The 23,475-nt window shown below is 37.9% G+C and carries 19 protein-coding genes; 6 read left to right on the top strand and 13 right to left on the bottom strand.

Translation table 11 applies throughout. The annotated features are described in order from the left end of the window. Nucleotides 1–78: 78 nt before the first annotated feature. From R3E32_20485 to R3E32_20520, 8 genes are all read right to left on the bottom strand, one after another. Nucleotides 79–627 (bottom strand): SRPBCC family protein, encoded by a 549-nt coding sequence (locus R3E32_20485; GenBank protein MEZ4887120.1) that lies wholly within the window; start codon nucleotides 625–627, stop codon nucleotides 79–81. A gap of 120 nt (nucleotides 628–747) precedes the next feature. Next, entirely contained in the window at nucleotides 748–1,698 is a 951-nt protein-coding gene (locus R3E32_20490; protein MEZ4887121.1) for a hypothetical protein, read from the bottom strand. Nucleotides 1,699–1,881: 183 nt separating this feature from the next. After that, nucleotides 1,882–3,978 (bottom strand): DNA helicase RecQ, encoded by a 2,097-nt coding sequence (recQ, locus tag R3E32_20495; protein MEZ4887122.1) that lies wholly within the window; start codon nucleotides 3,976–3,978, stop codon nucleotides 1,882–1,884. Nucleotides 3,979–4,045: 67 nt separating this feature from the next. Beyond that, the gene (locus R3E32_20500; protein MEZ4887123.1) at nucleotides 4,046–5,431 is read right to left on the bottom strand and encodes a Sau3AI family type II restriction endonuclease; all 1,386 of its coding nucleotides are present in this window, start codon (nucleotides 5,429–5,431) and stop codon (nucleotides 4,046–4,048) included. A 1-nt stretch (nucleotide 5,432) separates the two neighbouring features. Further along, nucleotides 5,433–6,671 carry a DNA (cytosine-5-)-methyltransferase gene (gene dcm / locus R3E32_20505; protein ID MEZ4887124.1) on the bottom strand — a complete coding sequence of 413 codons (1,239 nt, stop codon included), beginning with the start codon at nucleotides 6,669–6,671 and terminating at the stop codon, nucleotides 5,433–5,435. Between the two features lie 242 nt (nucleotides 6,672–6,913). After that, complete coding sequence (recN, locus tag R3E32_20510) at nucleotides 6,914–8,581, bottom strand: DNA repair protein RecN (GenBank protein ID MEZ4887125.1); 1,668 nt, start codon at nucleotides 8,579–8,581, stop codon at nucleotides 6,914–6,916. 228 nt (nucleotides 8,582–8,809) lie between these two features. Then, nucleotides 8,810–9,178 (bottom strand): CoA-binding protein, encoded by a 369-nt coding sequence (locus tag R3E32_20515; GenBank protein ID MEZ4887126.1) that lies wholly within the window; start codon nucleotides 9,176–9,178, stop codon nucleotides 8,810–8,812. Between the two features lie 690 nt (nucleotides 9,179–9,868). Continuing rightward, nucleotides 9,869–11,992, bottom strand: a complete 2,124-nt coding sequence (locus R3E32_20520; protein ID MEZ4887127.1) for a glycosyl hydrolase family 18 protein — start codon at nucleotides 11,990–11,992, stop codon at nucleotides 9,869–9,871. A 186-nt stretch (nucleotides 11,993–12,178) separates the two neighbouring features. Here R3E32_20520 and R3E32_20525 point away from each other — a divergent pair, with 186 nt between their 5' ends. Next, nucleotides 12,179–14,329 carry a caspase family protein gene (locus R3E32_20525; GenBank protein ID MEZ4887128.1) on the top strand — a complete coding sequence of 717 codons (2,151 nt, stop codon included), beginning with the start codon at nucleotides 12,179–12,181 and terminating at the stop codon, nucleotides 14,327–14,329. Between the two features lie 30 nt (nucleotides 14,330–14,359). Here the strand turns inward: R3E32_20525 and R3E32_20530 are convergent, their stop codons facing one another. Next, entirely contained in the window at nucleotides 14,360–14,929 is a 570-nt protein-coding gene (locus tag R3E32_20530; protein MEZ4887129.1) for a hypothetical protein, read from the bottom strand. A 367-nt stretch (nucleotides 14,930–15,296) separates the two neighbouring features. After that, entirely contained in the window at nucleotides 15,297–15,623 is a 327-nt protein-coding gene (locus tag R3E32_20535) for a hypothetical protein (GenBank protein ID MEZ4887130.1), read from the bottom strand. 488 nt (nucleotides 15,624–16,111) lie between these two features. Here R3E32_20535 and R3E32_20540 point away from each other — a divergent pair, with 488 nt between their 5' ends. Then, nucleotides 16,112–17,698, top strand: a complete 1,587-nt coding sequence (locus R3E32_20540; GenBank protein MEZ4887131.1) for a T9SS type A sorting domain-containing protein — start codon at nucleotides 16,112–16,114, stop codon at nucleotides 17,696–17,698. Between the two features lie 103 nt (nucleotides 17,699–17,801). Here the strand turns inward: R3E32_20540 and R3E32_20545 are convergent, their stop codons facing one another. Then, nucleotides 17,802–18,479 (bottom strand): hypothetical protein, encoded by a 678-nt coding sequence (locus R3E32_20545; protein ID MEZ4887132.1) that lies wholly within the window; start codon nucleotides 18,477–18,479, stop codon nucleotides 17,802–17,804. Nucleotides 18,480–18,736: 257 nt separating this feature from the next. On the opposite strand from R3E32_20545, the gene R3E32_20550 reads away from it, so the two are divergent. After that, nucleotides 18,737–19,147, top strand: a complete 411-nt coding sequence (locus tag R3E32_20550) for a thioesterase family protein (GenBank protein MEZ4887133.1) — start codon at nucleotides 18,737–18,739, stop codon at nucleotides 19,145–19,147. Nucleotides 19,148–19,210: 63 nt separating this feature from the next. Further along, the gene (locus R3E32_20555; protein MEZ4887134.1) at nucleotides 19,211–20,173 is read left to right on the top strand and encodes a pirin-like C-terminal cupin domain-containing protein; all 963 of its coding nucleotides are present in this window, start codon (nucleotides 19,211–19,213) and stop codon (nucleotides 20,171–20,173) included. Nucleotides 20,174–20,295: 122 nt separating this feature from the next. On the opposite strand, the gene R3E32_20560 is transcribed toward R3E32_20555, so the two are convergent. Beyond that, the gene (locus tag R3E32_20560) at nucleotides 20,296–20,460 is read right to left on the bottom strand and encodes a DUF1328 family protein (protein ID MEZ4887135.1); all 165 of its coding nucleotides are present in this window, start codon (nucleotides 20,458–20,460) and stop codon (nucleotides 20,296–20,298) included. Between the two features lie 72 nt (nucleotides 20,461–20,532). Then, nucleotides 20,533–20,727 (bottom strand): CsbD family protein, encoded by a 195-nt coding sequence (locus tag R3E32_20565; protein ID MEZ4887136.1) that lies wholly within the window; start codon nucleotides 20,725–20,727, stop codon nucleotides 20,533–20,535. Nucleotides 20,728–21,298: 571 nt separating this feature from the next. On the opposite strand from R3E32_20565, the gene R3E32_20570 reads away from it, so the two are divergent. Together R3E32_20570 and R3E32_20575 are read left to right on the top strand one after the other, a co-directional pair. Continuing rightward, nucleotides 21,299–22,165: a hypothetical protein gene (locus R3E32_20570; GenBank protein MEZ4887137.1), complete on the top strand. Its 867-nt coding sequence runs from the start codon at nucleotides 21,299–21,301 to the stop codon at nucleotides 22,163–22,165. A gap of 112 nt (nucleotides 22,166–22,277) precedes the next feature. Beyond that, the gene (locus R3E32_20575) at nucleotides 22,278–23,417 is read left to right on the top strand and encodes a carboxypeptidase-like regulatory domain-containing protein (protein ID MEZ4887138.1); all 1,140 of its coding nucleotides are present in this window, start codon (nucleotides 22,278–22,280) and stop codon (nucleotides 23,415–23,417) included. Nucleotides 23,418–23,475: the final 58 nt, after the last annotated feature.

Here is a 23,475-nt window from a genome sequence, read left to right on the forward strand (position 1 = left end):
CAAAAGATTTGACTATTGATAAAATAGCGGATGATTTTTTTGAAAAATAAAACTTCCGAAGTTTCCTTTCACCGCATTTCATTCTTGTATTTTTTGACTTTCTACCATTGTCTTCAAATTGGTCAATCCTTGCTCTAAATCGCTGGCAATCATGTTGTCCATCAACAGCCCGAAATACCTAAAAATGGGATTGTTCCCCAATTGTCCGCTTACCGTCCACAACACTTTGGTCTGGGTAGGTTCGGCAGCACGAAATACGATACTCCCTTTCATTTCTATATTTCCTTCGTTCATTTTCATCACATAATACACGCCATCTCCTATATTGCTTTCGGTTAGCATCAATTCGCCATCGCCCATTTTGTCGCCCTTCCATATTTGTTTTGCCCCTTGACCAGTTTCACTGCCCTCATAGCGCATCTGCAAACTTGGATCTTCTTTTTTGCTCCAAGCTGTCCAATCCTCCCATTTCTTCAAGTCGGACAAGTAAGGGTAAATATTTTCAAAGGAAGCGTCTATTATTATATCTCTTTGTACCTCATAGTGATTGGGCAGCAAAAAACCACTTACCAAAAAAAGAGAAAACGCAATGGAAAGGGCAATCAGAAATTTTACGGTTCGGGACATAAGTGAAAGTTCGAGTTCAAATTTCAAAAATAATAAAACCCCCAAGATTTATACAAATTTTGGAGGTTTTAGAGGCATATAGCCTGAGGTGTCTGTTCTTTTTTAAAAACTCTTATTATGCTAGTTAGCACTTACACTTGCTCCTGTAATTGGATCAACGGTGAAAGCCATTTTGTAGCTACACTTCAATTCAAAACGATTGTCTCGCAAATTGAGTTGGCGTGCTGCACTATAAGTGATTTTGATGGCAACGCCCATATCTTCTGCCAAATCAGGTAGTTTTCCAAGAACTTTTAACGTCAGTTGCTTTCCGTTCATTGGATTAGTTACTGTTATTTGTGTACCGACAGGTGCTGTTTTGTGCAGACAAAACATGTTTTGGCTGGAAGTAGAACCATCCATAAAGAAGTTACCCAATACCTTTTCGGTGATGGTTTTGTAAACCACTTGTGGTTTTGGAGGAGCAACTGGCTTGGGAGTTGGTTTTGGCGTAGGTTTTTTAGCCGTGTTTGCAGCTGTTTTGGTATCTTTTTTTGCAGGATTTGAAGGTGTTTTAGGTGTTTCTACCGTTTTGTTATCTTTATCTTTTGATTTGTTGGTATTTGCAGCCGTTTCGGTATCTTTTTTTGCAGGGCTTGAAGGTGTTTTCGTTGCAGATTTCTCTTCTTTTGCAGCAGCGATTTCCTCTTTTGTTTTAGGTTTTGCTACAAATTTTTTCTGCCCATTTTTAGGAGCATCTGTTGTTGCTGTTGCAGCTACTTCTTCCTCTACCTTTTCGATTTCTTTGTTTATGGCAGCTGCTTCTTTTTGAGCAGCTTTTTTGCTTTTGCTAGATTCACCTGCTTTGATGGCTTCTAATTGTGCTTCCAATATCGCCATACGTGCTTTCAAGCTATCCAAGCGCATGGTTTCAGAGCCAGATTCTTCATTTGTTTGACCTGCTACAAATTTTTTGTGTCCAGTATTGGCCGTAGGATAGACAGAACTGCTTGAAGTTGCCACCTTCTGACTGCTACAAGAGCTGAGAAGAAAAGCAAATAGAAATATATAGGCTGCGAGCGATTTTTTCATCGTACTACTGTTTTGGAGTTTTAAGGTAAAGTATTCCCAATTGTTATAGGCTTTAATCTATGGACATTTGGACTATACATTTATGGTGTGGTTTAAAAGTGAACTATTTCAAAAATGGCGAAATCTGTGCCAGTTTTTGCATTTTGATAGTCAAGGTGAAGAAATGAAAAAAGTGTGACAAAACTACATCAGTTGCATCCCAATCCTTATTTTGTCGTAGTTGTATTTTCCCTCCAATGCTTCAAAAACAGGCTTCAAACGCCCTTCTTCATTTTGTTTTTCGATGCTTTTTGCCATGTTTATAATTTCCTCCAATTCCTCCTCACCAATTAAGCGACTGAGATCCACTTTATAATCGTGTTTATAGAGTTTAATCAAGTGATTCAAAACAGTTGCTTGGCTTATATCTCGTTCTTTGGCAATCTCCTCAGGTGTTTTGCCCGCTTCAAAAAGTTCAAAGGTGGTGAGATAGGTCTCGCTGAGATTTTGCTTTTCGGATGCCACGAACTCTGTGATTTCCTTCATAAAATCCTCTCCATAAAACGCCATTTTTCGCAAACCCACACCCGAGATTTCTAGCATCGCCTCCCGATTCGTAGGTTTTTTTGCAGCCATCTGTTTGAGTGTTTCGTCATTGAAGACCACATAAGGTGGCACTTGTTGTTCGTCTGCCAAAATTTTGCGAAGTTTTCTAAGGCGTTGAAACAAAGCATCCGAGGCCTGTTCTGTTTTCGTTTTGGTAGGAATCGGTGTAGCTGCTACTTTGCTATCTGCCTGTACCAAATAGACTTTTTCTTTTTTATACAACACCTCGTTGGCTTTAGGAGTCAGTTTGAGTGCATTGTGTTGGTCATACGCAATCGTGAGGTAATTCTGATTGATGAGTTGGTGAAAATATTCTTGCCAATCAAAATAAGAAATATCTCTACCCACGCCAAACGTTTTGATGGTATGGTAGCCCTTTGAAGTAATGTGTTGAGCATGAGAACCTCTTAATACATCCACTGCGGTTTTAATGCCCACCTTTTGCTGCAAACGGTAAACTGCAGAAAAAGCCTTCTGGGCAATGATTGTAGCATCAAAGGTTTCACGAGGATTGCTGCATACATCACAATTCCCACAATCCTTATTCGATGACTCCGAAAAATAAGACAACAATACTTTTCTACGGCAGGTATTCGACTCTGCAAATTGCTGCAATCGCTCCAATTTCGCAACCTTCAATGCCTGCTTTTTGGATGCCTCTCCTTCAATGATTTTGCGGTGCATCATCACATCGGCATAGGTATAAAACAAAATTGTCTCGCTGTCCACACCGTCCCGACCTGCTCGACCAATCTCTTGGTAGTAACTTTCGATGTTTTTGGGCAAATTGTAGTGAATCACAAAACGCACATTTGATTTGTCAATGCCCATTCCAAACGCAATCGTAGCGCAGACAATCCGCACATCATCTCGCAAAAAATCCCGCAAAACTTGAGCTCGCTGGTTGTCTGGAAGTTTGGCGTGATAAGGAGCGGTATTAAAACCTTTCTTCCGCAATTTTTCGGCAAGTGACTCCGTACTCTTTCGGCTCAAACAATAAATGATGCCCGATTCTTCTTTGTGGTCTTCCAAAAACGATAGAATTTGTTTGATTCTATCTTGCCCCGGTCTTACCTCCAATCGAAGATTTGGGCGGTCAAATGAACTTACAAAAGATTGTGGGTTTTGTAGCTTGAGTTGTTCCAAAATGTCTTTGCGGGTCAATTCGTCTGCCGTTGCAGTAAGTGCAATCATCGGAATATCGGGAAATCGCAAACGCAATTCTCCTAACTGCCCATATTCAGGGCGAAAATCGTGTCCCCATGAAGAAATACAGTGTGCTTCGTCAATCGCTATCAAGTTGATATGCAGACTTCTCAAAAAATTCTGAAAACGTTCAGTGGTTACTTTTTCGGGGGAAATATACAGTAGTTTCACTGCCTGCCGCAAACATTGTTCGGCAATATACCGCTGTTCTGCTACTGTTTGCGTGCTATTGATAAAAGCGGCCGAAATCCCATTTTGCTTCAATGCCTCGACTTGATCTTGCATCAGTGAAATCAAAGGCGACACGACCAAACACAAACCTTCTTTGACCATTGCAGGAATTTGGTAACAAATGGACTTTCCCCCTCCCGTTGGCATCAGTACCAGAGTATCTTTTCCTTCTAATACGGTTTGTATAATCTCCTCTTGTTGATTGCGAAAGGCAGGATAGCCGAAGTATTCTTTGAGTATATTTAGTGGTTTTTTCATACGTACTGCAAGGTAAGGGTTTGAGAGGGGGAAATCAAAAATGCGGAACGAGCCTCTATTCGTTTTTTTACTTCAAAAATATCTCATTTTTTACATAACTGGCATTTAGCCAAAAACTATGTTTTGTATAGGTATCCCAACCAGTTAACTTATCTTTTACTGGCAGCGGATAAGTATCCATTACATTTCTTGCATGAGGTCTTACATGACAAATTCGATGTTCTGTTTTTTTAGGAAAATAGGTTCGTCTAATTCCTTTATCTGTAACTTCCCTAACAATCATTCCTCGTTTGATTTTCTCAATCATACTTTGCCAAACTGCTTTTGTTTCTTGAATATCGGCATAAGACATATTCCAAAACTTTACTTTTTTAAGAAAAAGCTCACTTCCTTTATACTCGTAAAAAACAAAGAAAAATTTTTGCTCCAATTTTTTTTTCAAAGCCGAATTATCCCAATTAGTTTTTATCAAACTTTTATATTTGAACGGGGGAAAAGAAATATTCTCTATAGGTAAACCACCTTCTTTGATTCTTATGGTTCGTACTATTATTTCTGCCTTTTCAAATTCTTCAATTTTATTTTCCAACTCAATTCCTAACATGACTTTTGTTAAATCAGCTAAAGAATTTTTTGCTCTTTTATTCAATTTTGGCTTGAAATCAGCTATAATTTCACTTAAGGACTTTCCATAATAAGGTCGAAACTTACTGATTACAATATCTTCTAAAGAGGGAATCTCGTCTAAAATTTTGGGTTGAATAATAATCTTTCCATAAGACCCATCTGTTTTTCCTGAAAGTATTGCAATTATATGATTTACATACCCTTGTTTGAGCGAATAAGCTCTTTGTTTGGCCTTGAGTGCACTAAAAGGTTGACTTCTCAAATTTCCCCCTTTACCACCTTTGGTACAAGCACCTAAATAGAATGTATCTCCTTCAGATAGTTCATGGGCTTTTCCTTCTTTTATTTTGTTGGTAATGGTTTCCCAATCTTTTTTGATAATCTTTAAATCTTCTTCTGGGTATGTCCAGTCATCTACTAATTTGATTAAATAATCCAATAAGTCTTTTTCCTGCTCATATAGATAAAAAACTAACAATAGGTGAGCATTTTTTTTCAAAAAAGAACTTTCCTCAAATCGTTCTTTATGTACTTCTAAATAGTTAATAATATTCAATACAAGACGTTCCTTGGAACGAAAAGCACCTTTATTTAATGTTTTTAATGGAGTAGTTTTCAGTTCTAAGCCCGCTTCCTTAAAATCAGGTTCAGAATTTGAATTAGGCTCATAACCAAAGTAAAATTTTTCAAGTATCTGACCAAAATTCCCTTTTCCTTTATAGTCATGTGTCTCAATTTCTTCCCCACAGATTTTTCTTAAAGTTTCTCCCTTCAATTTTTTCGCAAAATTAACGATAGCATTAGGCGAATTAATATCAAACTTCATTTTATCGGTTTATTTGATTGTAAAGTTCCTTCCCTATTCTTTCTACAACTCCTACTACCAAAGCATTACCCATAAAAAAAGCCCTTTTGGAGTCAGTGATCCCTTCAAGTTCAGTATGATTATCTGGAAACATATTGAGTCGCTCTAATTCTATGGGTGTTAAACGTCTTAATCCTCTATCTGACTGGACAACGTGTTTAAATCTTGAAGGGGATTTTCCTCCTTCACCAGTAATGATTGTCCTTGAAGCATTGTCCAAAGAATCGGGAAATACCATACCTCCTTCGCTGTAATTGTATTCAAATCCTTCTTTGGTTTTACGAACTTCCTTTTTTGATCCTTTTAAATATTCCCATCTAGGTAAGTCTTTTTCGTCAATAAAAAAGTCTTCTGTTACTTCGCCATTCTGAAGTACCTCGCCCAAAATTGTTTTTTTTCCATCGCATAAAGGATTTGTTTTTTTTGTATAAACCTTTCCCTCTATAGCTAAGCCTGTATTCAGAAAAGGTGATGCCCCGCCATTTTTATTGAAATTTTTGGTAATTTCTACTAAATTTTTTTGCAGTTCAAGTTCGCTTAAAAACATTTCATTCTGACTTTCAATAGGAAAAGCATTTGCAAGCGTTCCCTCTCTCATAATCCATTCTTCTTTTTTTGAATCTTTTATTCTTTGGTAAATAGCAGTCGATTGATGATAGCCCAAAAAGAAAACCCTCCTTCTTCTTTGTGGCATTCCGTATTCTGCTGCATTGATTACTCGCCATTCAACAGCATAGCCTAACTGATTAAGACTTTGAAGCATCACCGCAAAATCACGCCCTCTTTGTTTGGCAGGAGATTTCAGAAGACGATCTACATTCTCTAAAAAAAGGTAAGACGGTTTATTTTCTTTCTCTTGGAGGATTCGGTGAATCGACCACCAAAGAACCCCTTTTTTGCCTATCAAGCCTTTGGAATTTTGGAGGGTAGTAGCTACAGAATAATCTTGACAGGGGAAGCCGCCAACCAATAAATCGTGGTCGGGAATTTCTGATGTATCCACCTTTGCAATGTCTTGGTTTGAGTGGTTTTCTTTTCCAAATCGAGCCTCATACACCATTGAAGCGTGTTGTTTTTTAGTAGAAGGTTCCCATTGATTACTCCAAATAACTTTGTAATTACTTCTTTCAAGTCCAAGTCGAAATCCTCCAACCCCTGCAAAAAGCTCTACCACTCTAATGCTTTTTTTGTGATTTTCCATAATTCTGTAAAATCCTTTTATGCTTTTAACAAATTGTATTTACACGCATCTAATTATTTTAGCAAACTTAACCATTTTTTATCAAAAAAAAATCAACATCGTTTTATTTTTATCCACACTTATCCACTGTTTAAAGGCTTATTGTTAATAACATTGTGGATAAGTGGGTTGTTTTGAAGGTTTATTCACATTCTAATGTGAAAAGCATGTGGATTTAGTGTGGATAGATGATGTACCGAAAATCAAAAATACGCCAACAATTCCTTTGCGTTCGCCAATGCCATTTCCCCCGGATCATCTCCACTCAGCATTTTTGCAATTTCCGTCACACGCTCGCTATCACTCAGTTTTTTGATTTTCGACAAAGTGCGTTCAGGCGTATTGTATTTATACACAAAAAGATGAGCATCACCTTTGCTGGCGATTTGAGGAAGGTGGGTAATTGAAATCAATTGATGGTGCGTAGCCAAGTCCTGCAAAACTTTCCCTACCTTCAATGCCACCTCACCCGAAATTCCCGTGTCAATCTCATCAAAAATAAGGGTTGGCAGCGCAGTATTGGCTGCAATAAGTGATTGAATACAAAGCATCAAACGAGACAATTCTCCACCTGAAGCCACTTTTCGGAGTTCAGCATGACTGCTGCCTCGGTTGGCAGAAAATAGAATTTCGATTTCATCTCGACCATGAGCCGTTAATTGGTGTTCGGGTAAAATTTCGTGAACCGCTTTGACCGTTGCGTCCTTCATTCCTACGGAGGTCAACATATCGTTGATGCGTTGTTCAAAAACAGGAATTTGTTTCTTTCGGTCTTTTGTAATGTTTGCAGCAAAAGCAAGAAGTTGTTTGTGTTGTGCCGCAATTGTTTTTTCGAGATGGGCAATTTCACCCTCCAAATCGTCTGCCGATTGATTTTGAGAAGCCAAATCATCTCGAATTGCCATCAAATCGGATAATTCAGATACCTGATGCTTTTTTTGAAGACGGTAAATGATGTTTAAGCGGTCTGACACAAATTGCAGCCTTTCGGGATCCATGCTATCATCTTCCCCCATTCTGGTCAATTCATTATGAATATCTCTCAATTCGATATTCACACTCTCCAATCGGTCATTCAATTCTTCAAAAAGTGGGTGAAATCGGGCAATGCTGGAAAGATGCGATTTTACTGCAGCAAGTTGCTCTAAAATAGCCATTTCTCCATCATCTAATACATTGATACTTTCGGCAAGTGATTGTTGGATATGTTCTGTATTGTTGAGTTGATCCAATTCCTGCTCCAAATCTTCCTGTTCGCCTACATTAAACAAATTTGCCTCCTGCAATTCAGTCAGTTGAAACTGTATGTAGTCCAAATCTCGCTGCAATTGGGCAAACTCTGCCTTTCGTTTTTTGAGTCGGTTCTGATTGCGTTGGTAGTCTTTAAAAATTCCTTGATAGTTTTCCAACACGCCATTGTGGCTTGCCAAAGTATCTATGATAGACAATTGGTAATGCGCATCAAAAAGATGGAGAGTTTGGTGCTGGGCATGGAGATTCACCAGTTTTTCGCCAATCAACTTCAACACTTGCAGGTTGACAGGCGTATCGTTGATAAAAGCCCTGGATTTCCCAGACGGCATTACTTCTCGTCGGACGATGGTAACATCTTCATAATCCAACTCATTCTTTTCAAAAAAAGACTGTAATTGGTATGCACGTATATTGAATGTACCTTCAACCACACACTTTTTTTGTGTATTGGATAAAGCAGCCGTATTGACTCGATGTCCCAAAATGAGCGATAATGCGCCCAATAAAATGGACTTACCTGCGCCCGTTTCTCCAGTGATGATGGTGAGTTTGTCCGAGAAAGCCAACTCCACTTCTTCAATGAGGGCGTAGTTTTTGATGAATAGTTTCTGCAACATAAAATAATAAGTTGTTGTTACTGCAACTCAATAAAACCCTACAAAGTTAGCTTTTTTTCTACGATACAAAGATAGTTTTTTAGAATATTGCTATTTTTTATAGAAAGATTCTAAAAATAACATTTATCAGAATCAGATTTTGAAGTTTTATTTAGCAATGGTCAAAAATGGAATCTCAATTTAAAATTCCGAATCGCTTGATTAAGAAGTAGTATTTTCATTTGTTCCTTAGTATTGTCCTACCGACAACATCACCAATGTACAACCTTCAACGACTTCAATTTGATGTGCTCCTGCCATTTCCATCAGTTCTGGATTTTCACTACCAGGATTGAAAACAATGCGTTCGGGTTGTAGATTTTCTAAGATATATTCGTAGTATTCTACCTGATTTTTAGGATTCAAATACATGGTTACGGTATGCACGTTCTCCATTGCAGGTTGTCCGATAAGGATTTCTTTTCCTGCCACTATTCCATTTTCGATGCCGATAGGTACTATTTCATGTCCATAAGTTGCCAGTTTATACGCAGCTAGATAGGCATATCTCCATTCGTGTGTACTTGCGCCTAAAATTACTGTCTTTTTTGGTGTCATAATTTTTGCCTTTACATTGATTTTAACACACAACGATTTTGATTGTTTTGTCCAATCGAAAACAGTCCAAGAGTATTTACTATCAAATACTTTATGATAAAATAGAATTAACAGTTCATTAACACAAAAAAGTAGCACATTAAGCTTTTTTAAGAAACTTTTTTATTCAAGTTCTCGTTAAACAACACAGATTCCACATCACAATCGAAAGATTCAATTTTCCTACTTTTTGAGTAAAGGCGGTATAGTTCTTGTGTATAAAAAACAATAGACTATATTTCCCACCTTTATCTTATACTTCACATTTTTTCAATACGTCTTTATTTTTGGTTTTCTAAACTTTATCGGGGTTATTATGCAACCTTTTTGCATGGTGATGCGTCTTTAAATAGAGTGGATAATATTTTTTAATTCATTATATAAAATATTAATATTCTCCTTATGTCTTAAACAAACTCAAAAAGAAAGCATCTACTATTCATACACAAAGCCAAATTATTTTATCAACCTTTTTAAGCCACAAGAGCCATGGAAATATTATTACTATCAGCCATCTTGTTTATACTTCATCTTTTGAACATCAAAACCAGCAAAGGCGCAGACTCTGATGATACACGTATTTGGGAATGACTGAAATGTGGATAGACCAACCATTATTACAATCGTAGTATTCAGATTTTGTCGGTTGCCTTACTCTATTTTTGTTTCTTTTACTTCGGGTGCGCTCCATTGATGGTATCCATTTTTCGCAATCGAAACAATGCGGCAGCTCGGAGTTATGTCATTTCGATTTTTGAGACGCACATCATCCTGTTGAGTAGTTCCCACCCTCACCATTTCTGAGTTTGTTCTTGATTTATATACTTTTAGGAAGTCACAACTAAAAAAGCACTCACCCGTTCGGAAAGAAATGTACTCGCCATAAGTAAGCGGCTGAGAATCTTGCCATTGAATCAGCAATTTATTGTCAAGATAGGCTTCAATCAAACCAGATTTAGGATCATATACAATTTTGAAATCATAGTCCGTATCGGCATCCATATTGCAGGGCTGCACTGCTTTTCGGCTAAAGCGGTTGTTCGTTACTTTGTAGATTTCTATTTGTTTAGAATCCACTCGATAATACACAAAATAAGAATTACCTCGATTAACTGCGCTCGGGTCATCTGCAAAAAAATGCAAGCCGACCCGCCTATTATTGCCATCTCCTCCAATTTTCCCCCACCAATGGTACAAGTAACTGTGGTAATCTCGCTGCATCAAAGAAGCGTACAGGTTTGTATTGTTATGGTCTTGTAGCCCTTGGTACAAACGATTTCCATTTGCCGACCAAAGCCCTTCTGCGGGAGTCCAATGTGAGGCTAATTTAGCTCCTTCAAATTCATCATTGAAGAAGCCGTTGTAAAAATTTCCCTCCCAACTGTCTCCATTTTTCTCCAATACTTGATAGTACATACCCGACCAACCTGCCTCACATTTGTCATTGTCTTCAAATCGAATGGTAAAATCACCTTCATACGTATTTTCTACATCAAAAATATGCGTTGTAGGTTGGCAATCTTGATTCATCGTTTTTGAAGTGCTGCTGTAGTAGTCAAACAATGCTGGATTGTGGTCTTGACAATCCATGAATTTTTTTTCGAGCAAGTTCCATAATTCCTTGTACCCATTGTCATAACCTAATGCCCAGATTCCTACACCGCCCAATTGCTGTGCGTTGACAAAGTCGTATTTCTTTTCCAAACTCTCTTCATCATCGTACCAAAGTTGTCGGGTCGTCTTGCCTTTGGTGAAGGTAAAATATGGTGTTTTGCTCTGGTAATGCCAAGTGCGTTTCACCTTTTTTTCCAGCATCTTTTTGATCTGAGTATAAACCCTTGCAGTACCTTTGGTATTCGTTTGACGTTTGGATGGGATTTCACTACTATACGTTTTCCATTCATAACCATAATAAGGAATAGCCAAAATTAATTTGGAGGCAGCAATGTTTTTTCGCAAATAATTCGCAACACTCCGATTGATAGAAGTCGTGTACCATCGGGCATCATGATCTAAAGGAGCAACAGGCCCTGCAATCGCTGCCGATTTGTAGTGGTAATCGTAGCCCATAATGATAAAGGCATCAATGTAAGGGTCTAACTCTGCCAATAAAAACGCACCATTCCAATCCACTGCTGGAATCGCCATTGAAATGCTTGCTCCTTTGATGGAGCTTTTTAATCGACTGGAGAGATAGCTGCAAAATTTGACCAAATTCTTTGATTGGTTTTTCGGAACAGCTTCAAAATCAATGTTCACCCCATCTGCATTTCTCCATTGAAGGAGTTCAATCAAGTTGTTAGCGAGTTTTTCCCATGCCCTTGGATTGGAGAGAAAAAGACTGTGGTTGCTAAAGTTTTTTACACAAAGTTCTACTCTCGCCCCCGCTTTTTGCGCCAAAGTGATGGAAGGGTTTGTTTTCCATTGGTGAATACTTGTATAATCACCTGTTTTTGGATTCAAATCATAACAGAAATAAATAAACGTAGAGAGCAAAGAGTAGTCATAAGATTTGTAGTATTTGTCCATCCAATAAGGATGATAGCCGTAAACCTGTTTTTTCAATTGACAGCCTTCTGTGCGTACACCTTTGGCAATGTTTACTTCAGGTTCACCAAACAATACTTGATTTACGCTATCGAGGTCTTCAAACTGTTCAAAATAAGCAGTTTGATCAGCCGAAATGGAAGGTGAGGACTCCTCGGTATTTTGAGCAAAAACAAGGGAGAGGGTTGTAATAAAAAATAAAATAGAAACAAAAAGCGTTTTCATCATGGTTTTATAAGTAATCAAGAACAAAAGTTCGGTATTTTTTCAATTCCATCCACCTCAATTTCCATTGAATCCAAGCCTAAATGGTTTTTTTACAAAACTATGATACTTCTTCTGCAACAGAAGTTGTATTTTTCTGAACTCAGCACAATTATTGAAGCTCGAATACATCCATCTGGTTCAAAATTTATGAAACAACTCCTAACTGTCTGTTATTGTATATTACTCATGAGTAGTTCACTTTCTGCACAGCGATTTGCAGAAGAACAGTGGTCTGCAACGTTTAGCAATTATGTGCATAGCGATATAAAAAGTATGCTCAAAACGGCAGATAACAATTTTGTAGTTGTAGGTACTACGCAGTCACTGGCCATGAAAGGCCCTGATATTTGGATGGGTAAAATATCCGATAAGCCTCGATTGCAGTGGCACAAAACTTTTAGGGATGATAACGACTTTGTGGTGAATAAAATTGTTCAAACCACGGATGGCAATTATGCCATTTTGGTGTCTGTTTATGGGCAAGAAAAGGAGAGTTGTCAGTCTTATATCTTCAAGGTGGATCAATCAGGACGCTTATTGTGGGACAAAAACCATGCGACTCATCCGTGGGTAGAAGCAATGGATATGATTGTGACCACAGATGGCGGTTTCTTGATGGTCGGTTATGTCAAATCCAATCCCAATTCCCCTTTTTATTATGCTTGGATAGCCAAATTGGACGAAAAAGGCATCATGCAATGGAACACGCCCTTTGACCTATTTGATATGGCGAGTTTTGAATCGGTGATTGAAGTGAAAGACGGTTTTGTATTGCAGGGAAACATTGCAGTCCAAAACAAAATGAACAATACGGATGCTTGGTTGGTGAAAGTAACCCATGGAGGTGAGCCTATTTGGGAGAAAACTTTTGGTGATTTTGGCAAGGATGAAGCACATCAGGTCATTGCAACTAGAGATGGAGGGTATGCTTTTTGTGGTTATACAACTTCAACGGGGCAAGGCCAAAAAGATGCTTGGTTGGTGAAAACAGATGATAAAGGTGAACTTCAATGGGAAAAAACCTATGGTAGTTATGCGAATGAATTTGCTCAACGAATGGTACAATTGAGTAATCAAAACTTTGTGTTTATCGGTTCTGCTCAAGGTTCTTTCAACAACAATTTCGATGCATGGATGGTGTGGGTAGATGAAGAAGGAGAGAAGATGGGGGAACAAATGTATGGCGGTAGTGGCAATGATGGCGCATATGACCTTTTGACGATGGGAAAAGATGAATTGGTAATGGTGGGCTATTCTACTTCAAAAACTACCTATTACCATGAACCGTTTATTGCCAGCTACAAAATGAAATTTGGCATAAATGGAGTACAAGAGAACCTCAGCACACAAGAACCTTTGGCGGCTATGTATGCGCCTACTAGCACTGACTTCAAAAAAATAGCTGACCCTTCTCCTCCCTTGACCAAAACTGTGACCCCCAGTTTTCCGACTGCTGCTTCGGTTTATAATGCGACGGTTTCATCGCCACTTCCCGTTCCATCGAGTCCTGCTCTTACCTTTAGAGTTCCCGATTTACACATTCTTTCTATCGGTACCAATCCGCCTGACTTGGAATACACCGAAAAAGATGCGATGGATTTTGCAAATGCGTTTAAAAATCAAGGCAATCAATTGGGGGCTGGCAACAAGCTCTTCAACATGGTGCAAGCCGAAAAATTAACGGGTCAGCGAGCGGGCATCAAAAATATTGAAGCGGCCATTGAAGCCCTGCATCGCAAAGCATTGGAGGGATATATCAAACCAAATGATGTGTTGATTGTATTCATTTCGGCACATGGTTTTTTGTACCAAAATAGGTTGCGGATTCAGGCAAGCGACTATGATTACCGAAGTCCTCGCACCACATCTATTGACTACGACGAATTGTTAAAAGATTTGGATCTGATTGACTGCAAAAAAATCTTATTGATAGATGCTTGTCATAGTGCAAGTTCCAATGCTGGTTATGCTGCAAAAGCAAGCGTGAGTGTGGTGAACGATGCCATCCAAAAAATCTCTATGTCCAAGCGTGGCTTGGCAGTCATTACCTCAAGTGATGTTGAAGAACAATCGTATGAGGACCGCATTGCGAAAAATGGATTTTTCACCAAAGCCTTGTTGGAAGGATTGAAAGGTCATGCAGACTACAACAAAAACGACCTTGTGAGCTTAACCGAACTGTTCACTTTTGTTCAGCAGCGAGTACCTGCAATGGTGGGCATACACACCAAACAACGCCAAAACCCCAAAATGGTGCGAAATGATTTGGGAGATTTACCGATTTATGTGGTAAAATGAAGTCATTTGACCCTGCCATCATTTTAAAGTTCACAACTTTCGCACCAAATCCCCTTTCCGAATCATTCCACCTTGGATTACCTTCGCATTGATTCCCCTCAAATGAAGCTGTTTTCCCACTGGTGAATTGACAAACTTCACCGCATCTACTCCAAAACGTTCAGCAAATTTTTTGCAGCCATTGTGGGGAAGGGCAGTTACTTCAATGATGGCATCACCGATAGAGAGTTGTGTTCCTGCGGGCAAATTTTTGTCGCTTAGGTCGATGTCTATCAGCAATTGATCACCAGCCCACTGCCATCTGTCTTTATCGTCTGCCATCAGTGCAATGGCTCGTACATTCATGATATTTAGTTGCTTGTCGGGATGTGGTGAACCGTCAACTGTTCGGGAACTTGGGCGTACATGCCAATTGTCGCCAACTAATGCGTTTTCTATATCAAGTGTAGCTTCTTCCAATACTTTTCGTTTGTCGACATCGGGTCGAGCTACAATCATTTCCAAAATGCCTTTGTCTTTGGGAGATTGACGGATATGGTCCAATCCTGCTTGCAGTTCGGTCATCGTAAGGTGCCTTGCTTGAGTTGTAGGTGTTTGCATGGGAGCGGATGTTTTTGGTAAATAATTGGGAAACGTGGATTTGGGAGGGATTGTTTTTTTATTAAAAAACATTTTTATATTCATTTTTAATATAAATTATATCTGAATGGCAAATGATTTTTTATTTGAATGCTATTTTTGAATATTCAGAAAAAAATTATTTGTCTGATAAAAAGATTGGAGAAAGTATATTCTTTTTCTAAGAAAAAAGTATTTTTACTTGAACAATAAGAATCTATGCTGTGTTAGCTTTTTATTACTAGAAATAACTTTATTTTTTTTCACCATTAAATATTTAGTATTATGAAATCTAAAATTTTATCTTCTTCAAACCTTCAAACCTTCAAACCTTCAAACCTTCAAACCTTCAAACCTTCAAATTCGTAACTAAGGTTCTTTTTATCTTCTTTTCATTTTTATGTTTCTCTTTCTTATCCATATATGCACAGGAAGGTTGTAACGATGATTGCGACAATACTCCATGGAGTCCTGATGTACAAATCACTATATCTGCTCCTAATTTTCCCGGCTGTGATTTATTAATAATATATCGAACTAGAAATTGTGCAGGTAGCGAATTAATTGACATTGTACAATGGGGACCTATTGCAGGCAATTGTGATGCTTTTGTTGCTAATATTGTACCCTCTTGGCCTAATCCACCTTTTATTGTTGACCAAGGGGTTTTAGCCAATGTTTTTCGTGATGTTATCAGGGCAACAGGGCAACAAGCATTTTTAAATTTTTATAACAGTCTACCTAATGACCCAATGATTCGAGCGCAATTTGAGTGCCCAAGATTTGACCAAGTAGCTCAAAGAGATTTTGAGGTTAGAAGTTGTCTTTCTCTTTGTGTTGGTTTAGATAGGTTCAATCAAACGACAAGTGGACTTGTATTTGTTCATACTGAATGTATAACAGAAAATTGCTGTGTTATTGAATATTCATACTGCTTCAACGTACAAACTGGTCAGGTAGAAATCCAAGAAACTGCTACTGTTACTGGGAATCCTCCTTGTCAAAGTCCACGCCCAGTTTGCAATTTACCTGTTAATCATGACTTGATTGCACAGTCTGAGTGTGTTTTTATATGTGGAGAATAATTATTTTATAAAATATGTATTTAGTTTTCAACATTAAAAGCATCTATGTAATTACTCATTTTTTAAAAAAATAACAAAAATGAAAAAAATAACATTGTTTATATTATTTTATATATTTTCTACTTCATCTTATGCACAATCCTTTTTAGGAACTCCCATCAAATGGACAACCCTCATACAGAATGAAGCGGAGTCTTCTGAACCCAATGAATTGACTGCTACGGTATATGCCAATAATATTATTTCTGCTTTTACTTTAAACTTAGGAGAACAAGTTATTGTAGCACATATTCAGAATCTTAATGATGGGTGGGTATTAACAAGTATCAAAACTTCAACGGGTGAAATCAATTGGAAAAGTGTAGTTACTAAAACCACAGATGGTATTCGTTCTTTGCCTACCTACTTATACCAAAGTAGTTCGACTACAATAGACTTAATAGGTTATGAAATGACCTTGGACACCCCCAACTCTTTTGGAGAAATAGGCTATCTTTTTCGCAGTAAAATTTCTCTAATAGATGGGAGTATTTTGGAAACCGACCGCCCCAAAGAAGAAGATGGCGGAACGTTTTTATTGAATGCAAATGGAGTGCCTGCAAAAATGGTTCACCGCCCAGAGAATGATTCTTTTTTCTTAGCAGAACATTCAGCAAATTATTCCATCACGCCTACAGGTATGTGGAAACTAGTAGAAGCAGATTCAAATTGTTTGCAACTTAGCCCACCAGAATATTTAACTGCCACAAACACCTCAAATGATGCGTATCAATATCAAGCACTAGGGTTGTCTCGCACCGAAGATGATGGATATATGCTATTACTGAGAGAACTGAACGATTCTGGAGAAGATACGAACTACGTAGAACTGGTAAAGTTAAATGAAGAAAAGGAAGTGCAATGGAAAAAAAATATTGTAGAAGATATAGGAACAGAAGGGTTTTTAGTACCTTCTAATAGCTCAGGTTATATGATTTATGGTAACTTAAATGCAGGAACAAATCCTTCCGATTCTTATATCAGTAAATTTGATGAGAATGGCAATATCTTGTGGATAAAAACAATAGGTACTGAAAATAGGCTGCGCTATGGAACTGCATTAATCACTGAAGAAGGGTATTTATTGGGAGGAATCAGAGATAAACAAGAAGCCTTCTTATTGAAATGTGATGAGGAAGGCAATATTAACGAAGTAGCTAATTGGAAAGTAAGTGGAGAGGGTGACGAACAAAAAATGCGGTTTGAACGTGCCATAGAACTTCAAAATGGAGACCTTATGGCATTTATGTATGTTTATAGAGATACCATTATTAACATTGCATCGCCCTTTGGGGGAACTATAACAAGTGACATTGGCAAAAACTACATTGCCTTAATCGAAAAAGACGACTTAACTACCGACATTGAAGGAGTACAGGAATACGACACAGTATTACAGCTTTCCCCAAATCCGAGTAGTGACTTTGTGCAGTTATCCTTTCCTCAAACGGTAGAGGGAGTAGTGCGGTTTTACAATACACAAGGGCAGTTGTTGAAATCAGTAGCGATTCGCAAGGAACAAACAAAATCGGTGTCAATTGGTGATTTGACTGACGGCTTGTATTTTGTGCAATGGGAAGATGCAGATAAGACAATGACAACACAGTCTTTGTTGATACAAAGATGATTTGGATTTTCATTTTGAAGCACACAAAAAGCTCATTCCTTCATTGGAATGAGCTTTTTTATTACTTCAAGTTAGCATTTGTAACTTGGTTTTGTATTTCCATTCACTGCCCCGCCGCACTCTGACAAACCGCATACATTTCTTGTGTCATATTTTTGCCCCAATTTGGAGAAATAGGAGTAGCAGGTTGATAGGTTTCGTATTTTTGAATCGCTTCTTGAATGACAGGACAGGCAGTATTCAATCCGCCTAATGCTGATGACGAAAAATAAAGGTTTTGAGCCTTGAGGAAATAGATGCGAGGATTGTTGGCATCCATTTTTTGGGCTTCTGCAAGACTTGCCTTCACCAAAGAGGCAGCATTTGCAGCCGACATATTGATATTTGCATTGGCTCGACATTGATACAAGTAAGCCTGAAGGATGTGCAACTCGGCATTGTTGGTCAATTGTTTGGCTGCTTCAATATACGATTGTGCTTGGTCGAGGTAAATGGCTTTTTGAGCAGGGACACGTTCTTGGGCGCACATCGAAATGTAGCAATAAGCAGTGTAGTACATTGCTTCCCAATTGCTTTTGTGTGTGGTGGTCAATTGGGCAAATTCCTGAGCAGCATTTTGCAGTTCTTCAATATTGCTCGCATCTTCAATTGAAGCCATCAAGTTTTGGATAGAAGCCACATAATCAGGGCTGAGAGGCTGTTGTTTGTCAGAATGGGTAAAAGAGCATAAAGTCCAGCTAACCAAGCAAAAAACAATCATCAATAGTGTATTCGTTTTCATAATAACAATAATTTGTGTGTAAAAGCAATCTTTAACAAAATCTTTGGATGGACTGTATAGCTTGGATGATTCAAAAAAAAAGTGGTAAATTCAAGAATAAATAATCTAATTGAATTTACTTCAACAAGAATTGGGGATAGATTAGATTTGGTTGGATAGCTGCCTACAGAATTACTTTTCGGCATAATTCCTTAGACCACTAAGATAGCACTTAGTTTATTTTTTTTCATCAATATATCAAAAAAAGTGCCTAAAAAATGAAACATAAAATAACTGAAATCGTAGTCCGAAGTTTTCATCTTGATTTGTACCAACACGTCAATAATGCCCGCTACCTCGAATTTTTGGAGGAAGCGCGTTGGAACTATTATGCTAAGGTATATGAGGATGAATGGCTTCGGAAGGAAAATATCGCTTTTATTATCCACAATATCAACATCACTTACCGTTCTCCAGCAATCGTTGGCGATACCATTGTGATACACACAAGCCTCAAAGAACTGGGCAATGTAAAATTGACAGTTTTCCAAAAATTGGTACAAAAAAGCAATGGGAAGGTGATTGCAGAGGCAGATGTAAGTTTTGTGGCAGTGGATATGAACAAGAATCGTCCGATAGGATTGAAGGGGAAAATCCGAGAATTATTGATGATGCCTGAGCTGAATTAGCTTTGCAACCAAATTTGATTATCTCTGTTAACCAAAGACCAAACACAAAAAATCCAATAAAAAATGGAAAGACGTAAATTTATCAAAAAAAGTTCTGCAATTGTAGGACTTACGGCAGTTGGCGGTTCATTGGTCATCGGGTCAGGTATGTACGATGTCAAATCCAAGAGAAAAGTGTATAGAATTTTAAGTTCACATCGGGTCAATGTCGGCACATTACCCGTTATGAGAGCTTTTGCAGGAGATCAAAACGATTTTGTTTCTCCCTATGTATTGTTCGACGAATTTGGTCCTGTTAGCATCAATCCAGGAGCAGATGCCTTGAAAGTAGAAGCCCATCCTCATGCAGGTGTGACACCGACTTCCTATTTTTTGGAGGGAAGCGGACACCACAAAGACAGCCTCAACTATGATTTTCAGATTGGAAAGGGGGATTTTATGATGTTTAATTCTGGTCGGGGAGCGATACACATGGAAGAATCGGGGAAACAAGTAGTGGAAAATGGCGGTTTGGTTCATGGTTTTCAAGTATGGCTCAATACGCCCTCCAAATACAAGTTTATGGATCCATCTACAACAGTCAATAACCTGAATGACATGGGTTTAATTGAACACAAAGACTATACCATACGTGTGGTTTTGGGAGAATTGTTCGATACTAAATCACAGGTAGAAACCTTGACCCCCGCTTTTTATTACCACATCAAAATGAACGAAAACGCCCGCTTAGACATTCCGACTAATCCAACCGATAATGCCTTTGTGTATATGATCAAAGGAGAATTGGAATTGGAGGATGCAAAGTCATTGAAGAAAAATCAAGTGGCTCTCTACGAAAGAGGAGAAAGTTATATCAATCTTTATGCAAAAGAAGGGGCAGAATTTATGCTTTTAGGCGGTCAGCCTTTGGATGAAGTGGTGTATTCTTATGGGCCTTTTGTGATGAATACCGAACAACAAATCCGTCAGTGTATGCGAAACTACCAGATGGGGTTGATGGGTAATCCTGAATTGGTGAATAATTAGGAAGAAACAAAAGGCATACTAAAAAGAAAAAGCAAGGTGTAACATCTTATGAAGGTGTTCACCTTGCCATTTAATAGCCATTTATAGGCTATTTTTGCTTAATTTTTATTCTGCGTTATATTCTAAGCTTTGCTCAATAAGCTGCTAATCAAGGAAAATGCAAACAGTATCAAGAAAATGTAAAACACAATCTTAGCTATTCCTGCGGCTCCTGCTGCAATACCTCCAAAACCGAGGACTGCCGCTATCAATGCGATAATAAAAAATGAAATTGCTAAACGTAACATAATGATTTATTTAGAGTTAAAAAAATGGTTTTAGGTTGTTAGGATTAAATGGTTTTGTTATAAGAAAATTCTCTACAAATTACTATTGATGAAGTCCTTTACCTCTTGCTTCGTTTTTCCTACTTTTTGCTGGATTTTACCCAACATTTCATCTTCTTGCCCTTCTACATATAGTAGATCATCATCAGTCAAATCAGCATATTCTTGCTTTAATTTACCTTTGATTTCGTTCCAGTTACCTTTTATTTTATCAGAAAATGCACTCATGATTTTATTGTTTTTAGTTAAAAAATAATTATATTTTCAGCATACATAAATACTGAATTTGATTTATTAAAGACACGACATTGCGTATGGTTTTACACCAATTCACATAAGACTGATTGTGAAATTTATAGTAATCTCACATCCATTTTTAATAAACAATAACCAAGTAATTTATTTAGTCATTGTTTACATTTGCTATTAAGTAATGTATTTGATATTAAAACGAGCAAATAAAATAAATGTTCACTTCGCCCCCAAAAAAAATATATTTTTCCAAATCTCTCATTGAAGTTTATCAAGAGCTTCAACATAAGCAGCAAGTACGACAAAAGTACTTGTTGTAATCTTAATCCTTCAAAATAGTAATCTTGAAAATCTTAAAGGTAATTAAAATTGCCAGTGTTTTTAATTTTAAAGCATTGATTGTGAATTATTTTTATGCTAAATGTAAATTCAGACTACTATTTTTAACAAAAACATGGCTTTCAGACCATTGCTATCACCCTTATCTTTGTGGTGTAATCAATCAGAAATGGTTGCGATAAACATTAAAACCCAAAAAATAATAACAATGAGAACTTTAAGTAACATCATCACAACAATCCTTTTCACCCTTGTATTCACTTTTGCAGCACAAGCGCAAAACTTTACAAGCGTTAGCCAATTTGGAGGCACTTATTATGGAAAATTGGACGGACGCAATGCTGAATTAAAATTTGAATATTTGGCTTACAACCAAGCTTTTGCAGAATGGACAGTGACATTGAAGGACTTAGATAGAAATGTGGTCATGACAGGTTATGCGACTGAACTCCGCATTTCACAAGGCGGTGATCACATCATTCACAATGTTTCGCTTCAAACTGCAGACAAAAAAATTAAAAAGAAATTCGCCAAAATGTTGCTCCACACTTGGAATACTACTTATATGACCACTTTTACCGAGGATGGATACGGCTCAGTATTTGCCAAAGGAAACGCCAATAACCTACCTACGCCCAGTCCAGCAGCGGTTCACGGATTCAACAATGTCAGTCAGTTTTTCGGTAACTATGAAGGACGGATTGATGGACGAAATGCACGCTTAAACATTGCACGTACACCCGAAGGAAAGGTAGCCTATACTTTAGTGGATGTAGATAGAAATGTGACTTTCAAAGCTTTGACCAACTCCATTTCGGTAGATGATGCACGTCCTCACGTGATGAGAAGCCTTACGCTTCGCAGTGAAGATGGTCGTCATACCAAAACCATTGGCGGCTTGTACTTGCACACTTGGAACACCAATTACATCAGTGGATACGATGTTTGGAATGGCAAAGAATACGGAAATTTCTTTGTACGTCAAGCAGTTACCTTTGCTCCCAACATGATCAAAACTCCCATGAAAACACCTTTGAAGGTGAAAGATTTTTCTAACATTCGCAAAATCAAATAAACACATTGAAGTAAAAAATCAATTCTGGTTATTTAATCTTCAAAACCTGTAATCACTGCACTCAATTTATTTAAAAAACATTAAACCTCAAACTTTTAAACCTTTAATTAACATGAAAACTTCCATTTTTTCAACAGTAAAAGCAATCATCACTTTAAGCATTTTTTCCCTATTTGCGTTCGCAATCCCTGCAAACGCAGCCATCAATGGAACTTGGGAAAATGAAGACCCCAACACTCGAAGCATTACGAAAATAATCGTGACAGGCGGCAATACCATTCAGCTTTTTGGCTCTTGTAGTCCAACAGATTGTGATTGGGGAACAACTGCCCTTCAATACAGAAGCAATACCCGCATAGGCAAACAATACACCGCATCGTATGACCAAGGTTTCGCAAAACGAACATTGACCGTCTATGAGCAACCTTCAGGAAAATTGTACTTGCAAATGGCTTCAACTTATACAGATGGCCGACCTGCCCAAAAAAGTAGCGAATATTTTGTGAGAAAAACCTGTGGTGGATTTCAAGGAATGGTGGCAGAAAAAGACAATTACAGCAATAAAATTGCAGGGGTAGCCATCCAATTTACCAGCGAAGATGGCAGTCTTTCTCAAACGGTTACTTCAACAAATTCAGGAACTTACAAAATTGAATTGCCACAAGGTCGCTATAAAGTAACCACCACACATAGAAACTACGAAACATATACAACTGGTCAAGGATTCTTTGTAGTCACTTGTCAAGGAATACAAACTGGGAATATTTTCATGGAAAAGAAACCTGCCCCTCAACCCACTCTCAAAGAAGATTGTGTGAGCTTCAATCCTAAAAACTTGAGCGTAAAACCTTCTGGAAACCAATTTCTTTTGGTAGATGGTAGCCATTCTTTGAAGGCTTTCCCGACTAAAGCAGAGGCTTACCAAGCCATGAAAATCATTCAATACTACGGCATCAATCAATCTTGTTTTGTAGGTCGCCCCAATCCTTCTTTCACTTATCTACTCGTAAACGGAAAAGCACCGAGTGGTAATGTAAGCGGTGACGATTGTACCTCTTTCAATCCCAACACGATTGAATTGAAGGAAATCAACGGAAGTTGGAAAATTGTAGATGGAAGCCATTGGATGTTTGATTTTGGAGGCAATTATGCCGAAGCAAAACAAGCTTTTTTAATCATCAAAAAATACGGCTTCACCCAATCTTGTTTTGTGGGTCGCCCGAATCCCTCTCTTCAATACTTGATAAAATAAAATGATTGTTAGTTGATGTATTTAAGTTTTTTAGAAGGCTTCTGGGCGGTTTGCTTGG

The sequence above is a fragment of the Chitinophagales bacterium genome, from assembly GCA_041392475.1.
Taxonomy (GTDB): domain Bacteria; phylum Bacteroidota; class Bacteroidia; order Chitinophagales; family UBA2359; genus JAUHXA01.

Bases quoted from the DNA above. Each gene is read 5' to 3' on its own strand.
- R3E32_20500 (MEZ4887123.1), bottom strand. From the start codon at position 5,431: ATGAAGTTTGATATTAATTCGCCTAATGCTATCGTTAATTTTGCGAAA.
- dcm (MEZ4887124.1), bottom strand. From the start codon at position 6,671: ATGGAAAATCACAAAAAAAGCATTAGAGTGGTAGAGCTTTTTGCAGGG.
- R3E32_20565 (MEZ4887136.1), bottom strand. From the start codon at position 20,727: ATGAGTGCATTTTCTGATAAAATAAAAGGTAACTGGAACGAAATCAAA.
- R3E32_20490 (MEZ4887121.1), bottom strand. From the start codon at position 1,698: ATGAAAAAATCGCTCGCAGCCTATATATTTCTATTTGCTTTTCTTCTC.
- recN (MEZ4887125.1), bottom strand. From the start codon at position 8,581: ATGTTGCAGAAACTATTCATCAAAAACTACGCCCTCATTGAAGAAGTG.
- R3E32_20575 (MEZ4887138.1), top strand. From the start codon at position 22,278: ATGAAAACTTCCATTTTTTCAACAGTAAAAGCAATCATCACTTTAAGC.
- R3E32_20530 (MEZ4887129.1), bottom strand. From the start codon at position 14,929: ATGCAAACACCTACAACTCAAGCAAGGCACCTTACGATGACCGAACTG.
- R3E32_20550 (MEZ4887133.1), top strand. From the start codon at position 18,737: ATGAAACATAAAATAACTGAAATCGTAGTCCGAAGTTTTCATCTTGAT.
- R3E32_20485 (MEZ4887120.1), bottom strand. From the start codon at position 627: ATGTCCCGAACCGTAAAATTTCTGATTGCCCTTTCCATTGCGTTTTCT.
- R3E32_20560 (MEZ4887135.1), bottom strand. From the start codon at position 20,460: ATGTTACGTTTAGCAATTTCATTTTTTATTATCGCATTGATAGCGGCA.
- R3E32_20525 (MEZ4887128.1), top strand. From the start codon at position 12,179: ATGAAACAACTCCTAACTGTCTGTTATTGTATATTACTCATGAGTAGT.
- recQ (MEZ4887122.1), bottom strand. From the start codon at position 3,978: ATGAAAAAACCACTAAATATACTCAAAGAATACTTCGGCTATCCTGCC.
- R3E32_20540 (MEZ4887131.1), top strand. From the start codon at position 16,112: ATGAAAAAAATAACATTGTTTATATTATTTTATATATTTTCTACTTCA.
- R3E32_20570 (MEZ4887137.1), top strand. From the start codon at position 21,299: ATGAGAACTTTAAGTAACATCATCACAACAATCCTTTTCACCCTTGTA.
- R3E32_20520 (MEZ4887127.1), bottom strand. From the start codon at position 11,992: ATGATGAAAACGCTTTTTGTTTCTATTTTATTTTTTATTACAACCCTC.
- R3E32_20545 (MEZ4887132.1), bottom strand. From the start codon at position 18,479: ATGAAAACGAATACACTATTGATGATTGTTTTTTGCTTGGTTAGCTGG.
- R3E32_20555 (MEZ4887134.1), top strand. From the start codon at position 19,211: ATGGAAAGACGTAAATTTATCAAAAAAAGTTCTGCAATTGTAGGACTT.
- R3E32_20515 (MEZ4887126.1), bottom strand. From the start codon at position 9,178: ATGACACCAAAAAAGACAGTAATTTTAGGCGCAAGTACACACGAATGG.